This window comes from Lentzea sp. NPDC060358, from assembly GCF_042725365.1.
GTDB lineage: Bacteria > Actinomycetota > Actinomycetes > Mycobacteriales > Pseudonocardiaceae > Lentzea.
Genome location: NZ_JBHXCW010000088.1, coordinates 13,084 through 29,442 on the forward strand (window position 1 = coordinate 13,084; position 16,359 = coordinate 29,442).

Sequence of the window (16,359 nt, forward strand, 5' to 3'; positions counted from 1 at the left end):
CGCACAGCTCCTAGTCCGAAGTGAAGTCCTCGTCGACGCGCAGGCCGGGGACCGCCCGGCGCAGGGCGTCGCTCAGCGCGCCCGCGCGTTCCGGGTCCGCGACGCGGGCCGACGCGGTGAGGCGTCGCTGGTGCACGACGCCGGTGAAGTCCGTGACGCCCTGGTCGAGCACGGCGCCCAGCAGCGCGGCCGCGGCGGCGGACGGCACGGGCAGGCGCTGGCCCGCGTCCGGGGTGATCATGTCGGTGATGCGGTGCGCGGCGGTCAGCGTGCGCACCTCGTCGACCACCGACTGCCGTTCGACGGCGGACACGGCGGTGCCGGCCAGCACGATCTCCGACCCGCGCACGGCCAGCACCAGGTGGCCCGGTGCGGCCTCCTCCGCGGGACGCGACGCGAGGCCCAGCGCGGCGAGCAACGCGGGTACGACGACGGCGCCGATCAGGACGCGTTGCGGCAACTGCACGCGCCTTGACCTATCTCATCCGGCCTCGCGCGTGCCACCAGCTGCGGCTGAAGCCCCAGGACACCACGGGAGAGTTCACTCGTTCGAGGTCACGACCACGGGTGTGCCGGACGACACGAGCCGCCAGTCCGACCCGACGAAGTCGGCGGGGTCCAGCACGCCCGCGTTCTCGACCCAGTCGATCAGCAGCTGGCGGATCTCCTGCTGCTGGTTGTGCAGCACGGGCGCGGAGGCGATGTGCGGGAAGGCGCCGCCGCCCGCCTGCCGGTAGTTGTTCACGGCCACGGCGAACTCGGCCTCGTCCGCGACCGGCTCGCCGTCGTGGAAGAGGCCGGTGATCCGCGATCCGGCGGGCCGGGAGATGTCGATCGAGTACGTCAGCGGGGCGGTGAGCCCGTAGGCGATGTCGAAGTTGTAGTCCGGCACGTCCGCGGACACCTCGGCCTCCGTGAACGGGCCGGGGCCGGACACCTGCGCGAAGTAGCGCGCCGACTCCTCCAGGAAGTCGCGCAGCTGCGCGCCGGTCAGCCGCACGCCCACCAGCGTGTTGTCGAAGATGTAGAGCCCGGCGACGTCCCGGATGGACACCTCGCCGCCGGGGATCGCCGCCGCCCGGTTGAAGGGCGCGCACACCGACACCACCGGCAGCGACGTCGACTTCGCGACCTCCAGCGCCTGCACGTGGTTGATGAACCGCAGCGCGGGTGTGTCCTCGAACCGGGACCGTGAGGCGGACATCGGCGCCGCACACGTCCCGATGCGCGCGTTGACGTACGAGACGACTTTCTCGTGGTCGTGCCGCAGCAGCCGCACGATCCGCGGGTCTTCCGGGACGGACGCCGTCGTCAGCACCGAGGACCGCGCCCCGTCCAGCTCCCAGCGCGACGCGTGGCGCAGGTCGAACTCCAGCACCGACAACCGCTTGCCCCAGAACAGCGGCTCGGTCAGCAGCACCCGCCGCCCGGTCACCTTGTTCACCACGAACCGCTCGGGGATCTCCACGTGCGCGTGCCCGACGAGGATCGCGTCGATCCCCGGCACCGTCTCGGCCACCAGCTCCGCGCAGTTCTCCGGGAACGGCACCTGGTCGCCGAGCGACGACGACAGGTCGGCGCCGGAGTGCGCCACCACGATGACGAGGTCGGCCTTGCGCCGGATCTCCGGAACCCAGTGCAGCGCCTGCTCGACGAGCCCGGGGAACGTCATCACGCCCTCGACGTGGACGCGGTCCCACACGGCGATACCGGGGTTCGTCAGCCCGAGGATCCCCACGCGCAACGGCGGCCCGCCGGTCCGCCACACCGTCTTCACCACGTACGGCTGGAAAGCGGGCAGTCCGGTCGGGACGTCGAGCGCGTTCGCGGCCAGCAGCGGGAACTCCAGCTGCCGCTCGAACATCCGCAGCACCGGCAGCCCGTAGTTGAACTCGTGGTTGCCCAGCGCCGCGGCGGTGTAGCCGATGGCGTTCATCGCCGCGGCCATGGGATGCACGTGCGCACGCGTGATCGGTTCCACGCGCGCGTAGTAGTACGCCAGTGGTGTGCCCTGGATCGTGTCGCCCGCGTCGAGCAGCAACGTCCGCTGACGGCCGACGTCCGCACGCACCTGCGAGACCAGCGTGGAGATCTTCGCGAGCCCGACGTCGTCGTGCGCGAAGTCGTCGAACTCGCGGTCCCGGTAGTAGTCCCAGTTGAAGAGGTTGCCGTGCAGGTCCGTCGTGCCCATCACGGTCAGCGTGAACGTGCGCAGGCCGCTCACCTCCGGTCGTGGTCGGGCCGTTCGATCCCGACCATAACCACTCACACTTGACCGGCGGCGCCGCTACGTGGTCGGAGGAGACGGCCTGCCCTGCTGTCCCTGCTGGCCGTTCTGGCCCTGCCGGCCGCGCTGACCAGGCTCGACCACGCTGGAGGCGACGGACTTCCCGTCCTCGGTGGTGGCGATCACGGTCACGGTGTCGCCTTTCTCGACACCTTCGGCCACGGTCTCGGCGTCGATCACGTACGTCTTCGTGAAGCCGTCGGTGGACTTCACCTCGATCGAGGTGTCGCTGATGGCGGTGACCTCACCGCTCTGGAACTCGCCGTGCGTGGCCGTGCCGAACCCGAGACCGCCGCGCATGCCGCCGTCCATGCCGTTCATGCCGTTCGGCGGCCCGCCCATGCCTCCGGGGCCCATGCCGCCGGCGCCGGTCTGCTGGTTCGTGCCGCTGGCCGCGTAGATCGCGACACCGCCGGCGGCCGCGATGCCGACGGCGATGGCCACGGCCGCCACCGTCTTCCTGCCGCTCCACGCCGGGCGGGCCGCGGGGTCTCCTGGAGCCTGGGGTGCGCCCCACTCGGGGGACTGTTGCTCGGTCATGAGAGCCACCGTGGCGGCGCTGCCTGTGCCGAACCTGTGACCGGCCCAGGCACGAGCTGTGGGACCCGCTCACAGCTGGTACACAGGGTCGGCACTCACGATGGGAGCCATGCGCGCGATGAAGACCGAACTCCGCAGGCCCGACGGCCAGCCGGTGCGGGTGCTCGTGGTCGACGACGAGTCCACTCTGGCCGAGCTCATGACGATGGCCCTGCGCATGGAGAAGTGGGACGTGCGCACGGCCCTCGACGGCCAGACCGCGGTGCGGACCGCGCGCGAGTTCCGCCCGGACGTCGTCGTGCTCGACGTGATGCTGCCCGACTTCGACGGGTTCGAGGTGCTGCGCAAGATGCGCGTGGACGCGCCGGTGCTGCCCGTGCTGTTCCTCACGGCCAAGGACGCGGTGGAGGACCGCATCGCGGGTCTCACCGCGGGCGGCGACGACTACGTGACCAAGCCGTTCTCGCTGGAGGAGGTCGTGCTGCGGCTGCGCGCACTGCTGCGGCGCACCGGCGTGACCGACGCGGACGCGGGCACCCGCCTGGTCGTCGGCGACCTGTCGCTCAACGAGGAGACGCGCGAGGTCGACCGCGGCGGCACCTCGATCGACCTGACCGCCACGGAGTTCGAGCTGCTGCGGTACCTGATGCGCAACCCGAAGCGCGTGCTGAGCAAGGCCCAGATCCTCGACCGCGTGTGGAGCTACGACTTCGGCGGCCAGGCCAACATCGTCGAGCTCTACATCTCCTACCTGCGCAAGAAGATCGACGCCGGGCGCACACCGATGATCCACACGATGCGGGGCGCGGGCTATGTCCTCAAGCCCGCGTCCTAGGAGCCTGCGCCCGAGAACGCTGCGGGCGCAGCTGGTCTCCGGCCAGATCGTCCTGCTCACCGCGCTGTGCCTGGTGATCGGCGGCGTGTCGGTGCTCGCGCTGCACGCCTTCCTGATGAGCAACCTCGACCGCGAGGTCACGACGTTGCGGCCGGCGCCGCCCGGCTCGCCGTACGGCCCTCCCGGCATCAACGCGCGGATCCAGCAGGACGGCACGGTCCGCGGCACGATCGAGCTGCCCGGCTCGCAGCAGCCGCGCCTGCTCACCGACGACGAGATCGCGGCCCTGGAGGCCGCGCCCTCGAGCCTGCACACCGTCGACCTCGGCGAGGCGGGCGAGTTCCGCGTGGTCACCGACCGGATGGGCATCAAGGGGCTGTCGCTGCAGCCGGTCACGGACATCGTCTGGCAGATGGTCTGGATCCTCGCCGGGCTCATCCTCGCCGGGGCCGCGGTGGTGGCCCTCGCGGGCCGGGTGGTCGTGCGCCGGGCGCTCGTGCCGCTCGACCGGGTCGCCGAGACGGCCACCCGCGTGTCGGAGCTGCCGCTGCACGAGGGCGAGGTCGCGCTCGCCGAACGCGTGCCCGAGGAGGACACCGACCCGGCCACCGAGGTCGGCAAGGTGGGTCTCGCGCTCAACACGATGCTCGGCCACGTCGACGAGGCCCTGAAGGCCCGGCACGACAGCGAGACCAGGGTCCGCCAGTTCGTCGCGGACGCCTCGCACGAGCTGCGCACGCCGCTCGCCGCCATCCGCGGCTACGCCGAGCTGACCCGCCGGTCGGGCGAGGAGCTGCCGCCCGCGATCACCCACGCGATGGGCCGGGTGGAGTCCGAGGCGGTGCGGATGACGTCGCTCGTCGAGGACCTGCTGCTGCTCGCGCGGCTCGACGCGGGCCGCCCGCTGGAGAGCGCCGACGTCGACCTGTCGCGGCTGGTGCTGGACGTGGTCGGCGACGCCCGCATCGCCGGACCGGGGCACAGCTGGAAGCTCGCGCTGCCGCAGGACCCCGTGGTGGTCCCGGGTGACGTGCAGCGGCTGCACCAGGTCCTCGGCAACCTGCTGTCGAACGCCCGCACGCACACCCCGCCGGGCACCACCGTGACCACCGGCCTGTCCGTCCACAACGGACGCGTCGACCTGACCGTCACCGACGACGGGCCGGGCGTTCCCGAGGGCCTGGAGGTCTTCGAGCGGTTCGCGCGCGGCGACTCCTCGCGGTCGCGGGCGGCCGGCAGCACCGGGCTGGGGCTCTCGATCGTCTCGGCCGTGGTGGGCGCGCACGACGGCGAGGTGTCCGTGGCGAGCCGGCCCGGCCACACCACGTTCACGGTCTCGCTGAGGACCCGGCCGCACACAGGTCGTTCACAGCGAGGGCACACGACCCACCCAGGCTAGGCCGCGACGCTCGTCCCATGAGACGAGAACGCCTGGCGCTGGCGGCCCTGCTGATCGCCACCGGCGCGCTGTACCTGTGGCGGCTGGGGGACTCGGGCTGGGCCAACGCCTACTACTCCGCCGCCGCCCAGGCCGGTGCGACGAGCTGGAAGGCGTGGTTCTTCGGTTCCTCGGACGCCTCCAACGCGATCACCGTCGACAAGACGCCCGCCTCCCTGTGGGTGATGGGCCTGTCCGCGCGGCTGTTCGGCGTGAACGCGTGGAGCGTCCTGGTGCCGCAGGCGTTGATGGGCGTGGGCAGCGTGTGGCTGCTGCACTCGACGGTCCGCCGCTGGTTCTCCCCCGCCGCCGCGCTGATCTCCGGCGCCGTACTCGCGCTGACGCCGGTGGCGGTGCTCATGTTCCGCTTCAACAACCCGGACGCGCTGCTGGTCCTGCTGCTCGTCGCCGGTGCGTACTGCGTGACCCGCGCGGTCGAGAACGCGAGCCCGTACTGGCTCGCGCTCGCCGGGGTCGCGGTCGGGTTCGGCTTCCTCACCAAGATGCTGCAGGCGTTCCTGGTGCTGCCCGCGTTCGGCCTCGTCCACCTGCTCACCGCGCCCACGTCGATCGGGAAGCGCGTCCTGCACCTGACCGGCGCGCTGGGCGCCATGATCGTCGCCGGCGGCTGGTGGGTCGTGGCCGTCGAGCTGACGCCGGACCGGCCGTTCATCGGCGGCTCGCAGACGAACAGCGTGCTGGAGCTGACGCTGGGCTACAACGGGCTCGGCCGCCTCACCGGGGACGAGGTCGGCAGCGTCGGCGGCGGCCGCGGCTGGGGCTCGCCGGGCTGGGCCCGGCTGCTGGGCGCGGAGATGGGCAGTCAGATCGCGTGGCTGCTGCCGGCCGCGGTGGTGCTGCTGGTCGCCGGGCTGTGGCTGACGACCGGCCGCGCCCGCACCGCGCTCGGCCTGTGGGGCGGCTGGCTCGTCGTCACCGCCGGGGTCTTCAGCTTCATGAACGGCATCATCCACTCCTACTACACCGTGGCGCTGGCGCCCGCGATCGCCGCGATCGTCGGCATCGCCGCCACGCAGCTCTGGGAACGCCGCCACGAACCCGTCGCGGCGGCGGTGCTCTCGGGGTCCGTCGCGCTGAGCGCGCTGCAGTGCTACGTGCTGGTCAACGGGTTCTCCGCACCGGTCGCGCTGCTCGTGCTGATGGCGGGGCTGATCGCGGCGGTCGGGCTGGTGCTGTCGATGCGCTGGGCCGTCCCGGTCGCGCTCGTCGCGGCGCTGCTCGGCCCGACCACCTACTCGTTCGCGACCGTCACCACCCCGCACACCGGCGCCCTCCCCGTCGCGGGCCCGGCGACCGGGCGGATGGGCATGGGCGGCGGTGGCCTGCTCGACACGACGGCCCCGAGCGCCGAGGTCGTAGCCCTGCTGCGGGACGACGCGGGCAGCTACCGGTGGGCCGCCGCGACCGTCGGCTCCAACAACGCCGCCGGGCTCCAGCTCGGCAGCGGGCAGCCGGTGATGGCGCTGGGCGGGTTCAACGGCACCGACCCCGCGCCGACGCTGGAGCAGTTCCAGCAGATGGTCCGGAATGGACAGATCCACTACTTCGTCGCCGCCGGCCGGATGATGCAGGGCGAGACCGGCAGCGACGCCGCCCACCAGATCGCCGAGTGGGTCACCGCGAACTACACCGCGACCACCGTCGGCGGTACCACCCTCTACGCATTGGACGCGTCATGACCACTCTCGACGTGGTGATCCCGGTCCACAACGAGGAACGCGACCTGCCGAGGTGCGTCGACCGGCTGCTCACCGAGCTCCCCGCGCTGTTCCCGCACTCGTTCCGGATCACCGTCGCGGACAACGCCAGCACCGACCGCACGTGGGAGATCGCGCAGGACCTGACGCGCGAGCACGACCGCGTGCGCGCCGTCCACCTGCCGCGCAAGGGCCGGGGCGGCGCGCTCAAGGAGGTCTGGTCCGTGTCGGACGCGGACGTGCTGGCGTACATGGACGTCGACCTCTCGACGGACCTGCGGGCGGTGGCGCCCCTGGTCGCGCCGCTGCTGTCCGGGCACTCCGACCTCGCGATCGGCAGCAGGCTCGCACACGGCGCACGGGTCGTCCGCGGCCTCAAGCGCGAAGTGATCTCCCGCTGCTACAACGCTTTGCTGCACGCGACCCTCGCCACGCACTTCACCGACGCGCAGTGCGGGTTCAAGGCGATCCACGCCCGCGCCGCGCACCGGTTGCTGCCGCTGGTCGAGGACACCGCGTGGTTCTTCGACACCGAGCTGCTCGTGCTCGCCGAGCGGGCGGGCCTGCGCATCCACGAGGTCCCCGTCGACTGGGTCGACGACCCGGACTCCCGCGTCGACATCGTCCCCACCGCACTGGCCGATCTGCGCGGCATCGCGCGGATGCGCCGCCGCACACCGAGGGCTCTGCCCGCCACCGCACCGGAAAGGGTCCCGGCATGACCGCCACGCTCGCTCCCGCGCCCGTCGCCGCACCGCAGCCACCGGTGGGCCGCACCCCGGGAAAGGTGCACCGCATCGCCTTCCTCGGCCTGCTCGCCGCGACCGCCGTGCTGTACCTGTGGAACCTCACCGCCACCGGCTGGGGCAACGACTTCTACGCGGCGGCGACGCAGGCCGCGTCGCAGAGCTGGAAGGCGCTGCTGTTCGGCTCACTCGACCCCGGCAACACCATCACCGTCGACAAGCCGCCCGCGTTCCTGTGGGTGAGCGGCCTGTTCGCGAAGGTGTTCGGCTTCTCCAGCTGGACCGTGCTCGCGCCGCAGGCGTTCGAAGGCGTCGCGGCCGTGGGGTTGTTGTACGCCACGGTGAAGCGCACGTCCGGTCCCCTGGCGGCGTTGTTCGCCGGTGCCGCCTTCGCACTCACTCCGGTGGCCACGCTGATGTTCCGGTTCAACCTGCCGGACGCGTTGCTGGTGCTGCTGATGGTCGCGGCCGCGTACTGCACCGTGCGGGCGCTGGAGCACGCGAGCCCGGGGTGGCTGGCGCTCGCCGGCGTGGCGATCGGGTTCGCGTTCCTCACCAAGATGATGCAGGGCTTCCTGGTGCTGCCCGCGCTCGCGTTCGCCTACCTGCTCGCCGCGCCCACGTCGGTCGCCAAGCGCTTGCTGCACCTGCTCGGCGCCGGTCTCGCGGTCGTCGTGTCGGCGGGCTGGTTCATCGCGCTGGTCGAGCTGTGGCCCGCGGACAGCCGCCCGTACATCGGCGGGTCGACCAACGACTCGTTGTGGGAGCTGGCGATCGGCTACAACGGCCTCGGCCGCATCTTCGGCGGCTCCGGCGGCGGTCCCGGCGGTGGTGGCATGGGCGGCAACGGGAACATCGGTTTCGGCGGCGAGACGGGCCTCGGCCGGTTGTTCGGCGCCAGCATGGGACCGGAGATCTCCTGGCTGCTGCCCGCCGCGCTGATCGGCCTCGGTGCCGGACTGTGGTTCCTGCGCAGCGCTCCCCGCACCGACCGCACCCGCGCGGCGCTGGTCGTGTGGGGTGGCTGGGTGCTCGTGACCGGCGCGGTGTTCAGCTTCATGAGCGGCATCACGCACCCCTACTACACCGTTGCGCTGGCACCGGCGATCGCCGCGCTGGCCGGCATCGCCGGGCGTGAGCTGTGGCGCGGACGCGGGCACTTCCCGGTGCGGATGGCGTTGACGGCGATGGTCGCGGCGACCGGCGTGTGGAGCTTCATCCTGCTCGACCGCACGCCGGACTGGACCCCGTGGCTGCGCTGGGTCGTGTTCGCCGTGACCGCGGTCGCCGTCCTCGCGCTGGTGTTCGGCTTCGGCCGGAAGTGGCTCGTGGGCGTGCTCGTCGCGGCGGCGTTGCTCGGCACCTCCGGTTACGCGCTCGCGACGGCGGCGGTCCCGCACAGCGGCTCGATCCCGTTGTCCGGCCCCAGGTCCCAGCAGGGCACGGGGATGGGCATGCGCGAGGGCGGTTCGTCGACGGAGGTCGTGCAGCTGCTCAAGGCCACCGACACCGAGTGGGCCGCCGCGACCGTCGGTGCCCAGGGTGCGGCGTCGCTGCAGCTCGCGTCCGGCCGGCCGGTGATCGCGATCGGCGGCTGGAACGGCAGCGATCCCGCCCCCACCCTCGACGAGTTCAAGGCGCTCGTGGCGAAGGGCGAGGTCCGGTACTTCGTGTCCGGTGGCGGCGGTGGTCGAGGCGGTGACAGCGGGATCGCCGAGTGGGTCGCGGCGACGTTCCGGGCCAGCACGGCCGGCGGCCAGACGATCTACGACCTGACGAGCTGAGTCAGCGGCGGCCGGTGTCGGCGGGGAGCACGTCCCCCGGCACCGGCGCCGCGACCACCTCGTCGTTCCACAGCAGGGGCAGCAGGTCCGCGCCCCGCCGGAACAGCCACGGAACGCCCTTGAGCACCAACCAGGCCGCGTGGTGCCAGACCGTCAGCTCACGCCCGCCCGAGCACTCCAGGCTGATGTCGCCGACGGTGTGCCCGAACGCGCGCAGCTCGGCAGCGAACGCCCGCGCCAGCATCCGGTGGCCGCGTTCGGACGGGTGCAGCCGGTCGGCCGCCCACGTCCGCAGCTCGTACGCGCCGGGCAAGGTGTGCAGGTCGACGCACCGGACCCCGTGCCGAGCCACCACGACGTCGATCACGCGGTTGTACTCGTCGATGCGGTCCTTCAGCACCCGCCGCAGCCGGCCGGGCAGCTTGAACACCCGACCCTGGTCGTGGAACCGGACGGTGACGACCGAGACGCCCGCGGCCGTCAGCGCGCCGCAGACGTGGTCGAGGTCCTCGTGCATCCGCCGCGCCGAGAAGTCGGACCGCAGGGTGTCGTTGACGCCCGCGACGACCACGGCGGCGGTGGGCCCGTCCCGCAACGCCCGCGGGAGCTGGGTGCGCCGCACGTCGGCCAGCAGGGCACCGGACGTGGCGTGGTTGCGGTAGCCGTCGTCCCCGAACGCGGCCGAGAGGATCGGGCCGAAGCCGCGCCAGCCGCCGGGGACGAGGTCGCCGATCCCGACCGCTGTCGAGTCACCGAGTAGCACCAGCACGCGTCCCAGCATCGGCGCGCCCGGTGAGCCCGGGATGACCGTGCGGGAACCGTTCAGCGAAATGCCGGGTAAAGCGGGAGTTCGAGCACCTCGGCGCCGTAGCGGTCGGCCAGCGCGCCGATGACGGCGTCCGCGTGGGCGGCGACCGCCTTCTCCCCCAGGGCGATCGCGTCGGCCCGCAGCCGGATCCAGCGGCCCGCCAGCACGACGCTGCGCGGCGGCGCGTCGTCGACGTTCGGCATCGGCTTGGACAGCGCCCGCCACGTGGCGAGCCACACCCACAGCAGCTGGGCCTCGAGCAGTCGCGGCAGCAGCACCGCGTCGTCGTCCATCTCGGGCCACACCGACCCGACCTCGGCCCGCCACGCGGCGACCATCGCCTCGGACATCCCCGGCGGTAAGCCCCACCCGCACCAGCAGGACGGGAACGGCACGCGCAACGCGGCCGCGTCGAACACGATGTCGCGGACGCAGCCGCCCTCGAAGTCGACGAACCGGACACCGCGGGAGGTGACCAGGTGGTTGTCCGGGCACGAGGTGGACGGGCTGAACGCCCGCCGGCGCGAGGTGCTGAACGCCCGCGTGGCCTCGGCGGCGAACTCGGAGGCCTGCGTCGACGTCTCGACGCCCAGCGTGGTGTCGAGCAGCCCCGGTAAGCCCGCGACCGCCGCGTGCACGTCGACCGCGATCGGGTCCTGGCAGCACTGCGCGCCCGCGCGCCGCATCAACGCGTCGAAATCGGCGTCACGGCCCGCCGTCGTGGCGTGCAGGCGCCCCATCGCGTGCGCCCACGAGAGCAGCCCTCGTTCGGCAGCGCGCGCGTCCTTCGCGTGCAGCTTCTCGGACAACCGCGGCGCACGGCCGAGGTCCTCCAGCACGACCAGGCGCGACGACGCGTCGTGCGCGAACAGTTCGGGGGTGGCGCGTTCCTCGGAGGGAAGCGCCGTGAGCAGCTGGTGGCTGACGGCCTCGTGCGCCCACGGGTCGCGGTCGCCGCTCGCCTCCGGATAGCGCTTCACGACCAGCGTCCGGGGCATCGAGAACGGCGAGGACGCCACTCTCACGCGAATGACGACGGAACGACCGGTACCCCCGAGAGCCTCGGGGTCCGCGAGGCGCACCTGGGCGCCCATTCTCCTGGTCAGTACCCGCTCCGCCGCCCCGACAGCGTCGTCGATCTCAGGTGAAGTCGTGTCGGGAGGGCCCGCGGTGATCTCCACGCTCATCCCCTCCGACCCTACTCCCTGAAGTCCGCGAGCCGGACCGACGCTAATGCGGCCGGGCGGCGACCACCACCACCCGTGGACAACGGCTCACACCGCTCCCGGATACGCGTTGATCATCCCCTGGACAGTGGACGTGTGGAAACACCATCCGTTGCCCGCCGGTGACGGATCAACAGCACGAAGGCGGCCGCGGCGACAATACCGATCAAGTTGATCCCCAGTTGGGCCACCGCCGGCCCCACCCTGTCCCACACTCCGAGAACGGCGGCCAGAGCCGCGTACCCGGCCGCCGGCACCGTCGTGACGGAGATGAACACGCCGACGAGCGCCGCCGACTTGGCCGACGTCATCGAGAGCATGCCCGCCGCCCCCGCGAGCAGCGCGACGATGAGCGAGAACGGCCCGAACTGGTAGATGAACTCGGACTCGGTGCCGTGCAGCAGCGTCTCGCGGTCGAGCAGCCCCGCCCCCGCCCCGAGCCAGGTCAGGGCCGAGGTGAACGCCATGGCCAGCGGAAACCCGATCGCCAGCGCCGCGGCGGCCCGCCGGACGAGGTCCCAGCGCCGCGCGACGAGCCCCACCGCGATGGCGGCGAGCGGCCCGAACTCGGGCCCCACGACCATGGCGCCGACGATCGTGATCGTCGAGTTGGTCGCGACCCCCACCGCCGCGAGCAGGCACGCGATGGTCAGGAACGCCTGGAACGTGACGCTCGGCTTGGACTCCTCGCCGGTGCGGGCGAGCAGCTCGTCCCACACGATCGCGTCGGACCCGTCGCCGGGCGCGTTCTCCTGCGCCTGGTCGGCGGCGTCGGACAGCGACGTGTCGATCGTCTCGATGGTGATGCCGCCGGCCCGGTCGATCCCGAGCCGGCAGAGCGCGCCGACCACCTCGTCGACCGACTCGCGCGCCACGTCCGCGGTGAGGAGGTCGCCCTCGGGGTCGATCGCGGCGCCGCGCAGGAGCACCAGGTGGGTGGCTCCGGGGTGGTCGCGGAGGACGGTCAGGGCGGCCTCGGTCCGGGAGGCGGGGCAGACGACCCTCAGGCGGAGCATCAGGCGCCGCCGGTGGGGGTGATGGGGCTGGTGGGGCTGGGTGCGGGTGGTGCGGTGGACGGGGGCGCGGCTGGGGTGGAGGGGCCGTAGGCCGCGGCGGGGGTGGTCGGGTGGGGTGGGCGCCGGGCCGCGGCGGGCGCGGCGAAAGAGCGCGCCGCCGGGCGGGAGGAACGGCAGAACTCGATGGGCCTGGTCGAGAGGGCCGGCCCGGCTGGCAGGGAGGGGCGGCAGGCCGCGGAGCGTGCCGCCGCAGGAGTGGGCCCGGCTGGTGGGGACGGGCAGCACGCCCCAGAGGGCGCGGCCGGACGCGCGGGCCTAGCCGGCCGAAACCGGCGCCAAGCCGCGACAGGCGCGCCCCAACCAGTAGCCGCAGCCGCGCCGCGCATAGCCACCCCAGACGTGGCCACGCCAGACACAGCCGCGGCAACACGCCCGCCGATCCGGTGCTCGGCGCCCGCCGGGCGAGCCCGAGCTCCCGCGGCAGCCGAACCCGCCCGCACGGATGCCGCCAGCACGAATGCCGACCGCACCGATCCGGCCGGCGCGACCACGTCACCAGCCGAGCCGCGCGCACCAGGCCGACGCCCAACCCCAGCCGGACGAGCCCGCGCCGCCTCGGCGACCGAACCCGCCCGCGCCGGACCGCGCGCGTCAGACCGGTGTCCGGCCGCCGCCGAACGGCGCCCGCCCGGCACCCCGATCAGCTCTTCTGGTCGGGCTTGGCGTCGACGCCCGCTTCCTTGCGCTGCTGGGCGGTGATCGGGGCCGGGGCCGCGGTCAGCGGGTCGTAGCCGCCGCCGGACTTCGGGAACGCGATCACCTCGCGGATCGAGTCGGCGCCCGCGAGCAGCATGCAGAGGCGGTCCCAGCCCAGTGCGATGCCGCCGTGGGGCGGGGCGCCGAACTTGAACGCGTCGAGCAGGAAGCCGAACTTCTCCTGCGCCTCCTCGGCGCCGATGCCCATGACGTCGAACGCGCGCTGCTGCACGTCCGCGCGGTGGATACGGATCGAGCCACCGCCGAGCTCGTTGCCGTTGAGGATCACGTCGTAGGCGTAGGCCAGCGCGTTGCCGGGGTCGGACTCGAAGTTGTCGATCCACTCCGGGGTCGGCGAGGTGAACGCGTGGTGCAGGGCGGTCCACTTGCCGCCGCCGACCGCGACGTCGCCGGAGTCGAGCTTGTCGACCGACTCGAACATCGGGAAGTCGACGACCCAGGCGAAGGCCCAGGCGTTCTCGTCGATCAGGCCGACGCGGTGCGCGATCTCGACGCGGGCGGCGCCGAGCAGGGCGCGGGCGTCGCGCGGGTCGCCCGCCGCGAAGAAGATGCAGTCGCCCGGGTTGGCACCGACGGCCTTGGCCAGGCCGTCGCGCTCGGCGTCGGTGAGGTTCTTCGCGACCGGGCCGCCGAGGGTGCCGTCCTCGCCGACGAGCACGTACGCGAGGCCCTTGTGGCCGCGCTGCTTCGCGAACTCCTGCCAGCCGTCGAGCGTGCGGCGGGGCTGCGACGCGCCGCCGGGCATGACGACGGCGCCGACGTACGGCGCCTGGAACACGCGGAACGTCGTGTCCTTGAAGTACTCGGTCAGCTCGGTGAGCTCGACGTCGAAGCGCAGGTCCGGCTTGTCAGAGCCGTACTTCGCCATCGCCTCGGCGTAGGAGATGCGGCGGAACGGCTGCGGGAGCTCGACGTCCTTGATCTCCTTCCAGATGGCGGCGAGCAGCTTCTCGGTGAGCGCGATGACGTCGTCCTGCTCGACGAAGCTCATCTCGACGTCGAGCTGGGTGAACTCCGGCTGGCGGTCGGCGCGGAAGTCCTCGTCGCGGTAGCAGCGCGCGATCTGGTAGTAGCGCTCCAGGCCGCCGACCATGAGCAGCTGCTTGAACAGCTGCGGCGACTGCGGCAGCGCGTACCAGGAGCCGGGGCGCAGGCGGGCCGGCACCAGGAAGTCGCGCGCGCCCTCGGGCGTGGAACGGGTCAGGGTCGGGGTCTCGACCTCGACGAACTTCTCGCCGTGCAGCACGTCGCGGGCGATGCGGCTGACCTCGCTGCGCAGCCGGATGGCCTGGGCGGGGGCGGCGCGGCGCAGGTCGAGGTAGCGGTGCTTGAGCCGCGCCTCCTCGCCCGGCTCGATCTCGCTCTCGACCTGGAACGGCAGCGGCGCGGCCTCGTTGAGGACCTCGAGGTCGCTCACGTAGACCTCGATGGCGCCGGTCGGCAGCTCGGGGTTCTCGCTGCCCTCGGGACGGGCGCTCACGTCGCCGGTGACCTTGATGACGTACTCGCTGCGCAGCCGGTGCGCGCGCTCGGCCATCTCGCCCTCGCGGAAGACGACCTGGGCCACACCGGACGCGTCGCGCAGGTCGATGAAGATGACACCGCCGTGATCACGCCGGCGGGCGACCCACCCGGTGAGGGTGACGGACTGCCCGGCGTGCTCGGCCCGGAGTGATCCGGCCTCGTGCGTGCGCAACACGGTGGTGGCTCCTTGTAGACGAAGTCAGCTTTGGCGTCAAGGCTAGCTGGCGGCACCGACAGAATTTCACGCAGGGCTTTGCCCGAGCGCGTCCAGCACGGGCTTCGCCTCCGCCCACGCCGCGTGCCACCCGTCGTCGACCTGCTCGGCGTTCTCGCCGTCGTCCGCGATCCGCCCGAGCAGGTCCAGCACGGCGGCGCGGGGCCCGGCCGCGAGCCCCGGCAGGACCTCGACGAGGAACGGCAGCACCGCGGTGGCCGCGGGGCACACGAACCCGCCCTCCTCGTGCACGGTCCGGTCGAGGTCGCGGACCGCCTGCGCCACGACCTCGGGATCGCCGGAGAGCAGCGCCCGCAGGTGACCGGGCGTATCGAGCGCCGGGCCATAAGCGTGGTCGAGGGCGTGCCACGGGACGTCGTCGAGGCCTTCGAGGCTCACCGCAGCTCCAGCAGCACCGTGGTGGCGAGCGTGGAGACGCGCTGCCCCAGCGACGTCACGGCGTGGTCGTGCACCGCCGCCTCGACCAGGCCGAGGTGCTGCCGGGCCCGCGCCACGCCGACCAGCCACACCGCGAAGGCCCGCAGCCGGACGTCCGGGTCGGCCGCCCACACCGGCACGAACGGCACGACCAGGCCCACGTCGGTGGTGTCGCGCTCGAAGAGCCGGCGCAGGTAGTCGAGCGCCTCCGTGCGCCACGGCAGCACGTCCACCAGCGCCAGCACGAGGTCGATGCCCTCGAAGTCCTTCGGCCCCACCAGCCAGAGCACGTGCTCCAGCACCTCGTCGTAGCCCATCTCGTACGACCCGGTGGCGAGGAACAGCTCCAGGTCCCCGGTCAGCGCGCGCAGGATCACGCCGGCGTCCGGCCGCGTCGCCGCGGACACGAGCAGCCGCGCCTGCGGTTCGCCGTCGGCGACCTCCAGGTCCCGCAGCCACCCGGCCGCCGCCTCGTCGCCCCGCCCGGCGAACTCCGTCGCGACGAGCACCAGGCACAGCCGCGTGGCCGGGTCGGTCTCCTCCTCCCACCGCGCGGACAGGGCGGGCAGCACGGGCGCGCTGTCCCCGCGCCCCTTGCCCAGCAGGAACAGCACACCTCGGCGCACCGCCGCCGAACCGTGGTCCAGCAGGGCGATCAGCGCCGGTTTCGAGGCCTCCCAGGCGGGCGGCCAGCTGGGGTGCACGCCGGCGGAGCCGCTGCCCCCGGCGACCGCGATCGCGCCGCACAGGTTCTCCAGCAGCCATTCACGGCTGGGGGTGTTGTCGTGGGCGACCAGCTCCAGCAGGAACGGCCACGCCGCCGCGGTCGCCTCGCTGACCTCGGACTCGCCGCCGCTCAGGTGGCGCACCAGCTCCTCGTGCGGCTCGACGGACGTCCTGGCCTGCCGCAGCAACCGGGGCAGGTCGTCGCCGTACCCGTCGTGACTGCGCAAGCGATACCAGTCGATGCTCTTCAAACCGTCCACCACGGACCCGAGCATAGGAAAA

General features: G+C 72.8%; 14 protein-coding genes. 5 read left to right on the plus strand and 9 right to left on the minus strand.

All coding sequences use genetic code 11. From position 1 onward, the window contains the following. Positions 1-10: 10 nt before the first annotated feature. The 3 genes from ACFWGZ_RS20030 to ACFWGZ_RS20040 form a co-directional block, all read right to left on the minus strand. The gene (locus tag ACFWGZ_RS20030) at positions 11-466 is read right to left on the minus strand and encodes a hypothetical protein (protein WP_382453039.1); all 456 of its coding nucleotides are present in this window, start codon (positions 464-466) and stop codon (positions 11-13) included. Positions 467-541: 75 nt separating this feature from the next. Next, on the minus strand, positions 542-2,224 hold the full coding sequence (locus ACFWGZ_RS20035; protein WP_382453040.1) for a bifunctional metallophosphatase/5'-nucleotidase: 1,683 nt from the start codon (positions 2,222-2,224) through the stop codon (positions 542-544). A 63-nt stretch (positions 2,225-2,287) separates the two neighbouring features. Next, positions 2,288-2,827 carry a hypothetical protein gene (locus ACFWGZ_RS20040; RefSeq protein ID WP_382453041.1) on the minus strand — a complete coding sequence of 180 codons (540 nt, stop codon included), beginning with the start codon at positions 2,825-2,827 and terminating at the stop codon, positions 2,288-2,290. Between the two features lie 109 nt (positions 2,828-2,936). Between ACFWGZ_RS20040 and ACFWGZ_RS20045 the strand changes: the two genes are divergently transcribed. The 5 genes from ACFWGZ_RS20045 to ACFWGZ_RS20065 are packed head-to-tail and all read left to right on the plus strand — an operon-like array spanning position 2,937 to position 9,348. Continuing rightward, positions 2,937-3,662: a response regulator transcription factor gene (locus tag ACFWGZ_RS20045; protein WP_382453042.1), complete on the plus strand. Its 726-nt coding sequence runs from the start codon at positions 2,937-2,939 to the stop codon at positions 3,660-3,662. Beyond that, a complete protein-coding gene (locus ACFWGZ_RS20050) occupies positions 3,640-5,061 on the plus strand; it encodes a sensor histidine kinase (protein ID WP_382453043.1) in 1,422 nt (473 codons plus the stop codon). The genes ACFWGZ_RS20045 and ACFWGZ_RS20050 overlap by 23 nt, the downstream gene beginning before the upstream one ends. 17 nt (positions 5,062-5,078) lie before the next feature. Then, complete coding sequence (locus ACFWGZ_RS20055) at positions 5,079-6,800, plus strand: glycosyltransferase family 39 protein (protein ID WP_382453044.1); 1,722 nt, start codon at positions 5,079-5,081, stop codon at positions 6,798-6,800. After that, complete coding sequence (locus ACFWGZ_RS20060) at positions 6,797-7,540, plus strand: dolichyl-phosphate beta-glucosyltransferase (RefSeq protein WP_382453045.1); 744 nt, start codon at positions 6,797-6,799, stop codon at positions 7,538-7,540. Before ACFWGZ_RS20055 ends, ACFWGZ_RS20060 begins: the two co-directional genes overlap by 4 nt. Further along, positions 7,537-9,348, plus strand: a complete 1,812-nt coding sequence (locus ACFWGZ_RS20065) for a glycosyltransferase family 39 protein (protein WP_382453046.1) — start codon at positions 7,537-7,539, stop codon at positions 9,346-9,348. Before ACFWGZ_RS20060 ends, ACFWGZ_RS20065 begins: the two co-directional genes overlap by 4 nt. 1 nt (position 9,349) lies before the next feature. On the opposite strand, the gene ACFWGZ_RS20070 is transcribed toward ACFWGZ_RS20065, so the two are convergent. The 6 genes from ACFWGZ_RS20070 to ACFWGZ_RS20095 form a co-directional block, all read right to left on the minus strand. Next, a complete protein-coding gene (locus ACFWGZ_RS20070) occupies positions 9,350-10,117 on the minus strand; it encodes an SGNH/GDSL hydrolase family protein (RefSeq protein WP_382453047.1) in 768 nt (255 codons plus the stop codon). Positions 10,118-10,170: 53 nt separating this feature from the next. Next, positions 10,171-11,343, minus strand: a complete 1,173-nt coding sequence (locus ACFWGZ_RS20075) for a hypothetical protein (protein WP_382453048.1) — start codon at positions 11,341-11,343, stop codon at positions 10,171-10,173. A gap of 113 nt (positions 11,344-11,456) precedes the next feature. Beyond that, the gene (locus tag ACFWGZ_RS20080; RefSeq protein ID WP_382453049.1) at positions 11,457-12,398 is read right to left on the minus strand and encodes a DUF389 domain-containing protein; all 942 of its coding nucleotides are present in this window, start codon (positions 12,396-12,398) and stop codon (positions 11,457-11,459) included. Between the two features lie 700 nt (positions 12,399-13,098). Then, positions 13,099-14,874, minus strand: a complete 1,776-nt coding sequence (aspS, locus tag ACFWGZ_RS20085; protein ID WP_382453050.1) for an aspartate--tRNA ligase — start codon at positions 14,872-14,874, stop codon at positions 13,099-13,101. Between the two features lie 66 nt (positions 14,875-14,940). Further along, the gene (locus tag ACFWGZ_RS20090) at positions 14,941-15,312 is read right to left on the minus strand and encodes a hypothetical protein (protein ID WP_382453051.1); all 372 of its coding nucleotides are present in this window, start codon (positions 15,310-15,312) and stop codon (positions 14,941-14,943) included. Beyond that, positions 15,309-16,359 (minus strand): hypothetical protein (locus ACFWGZ_RS20095; RefSeq protein ID WP_382453052.1); only part of this gene is annotated, 1,051 nt, incomplete at its 5' end. The genes ACFWGZ_RS20095 and ACFWGZ_RS20090, both read right to left, overlap by 4 nt.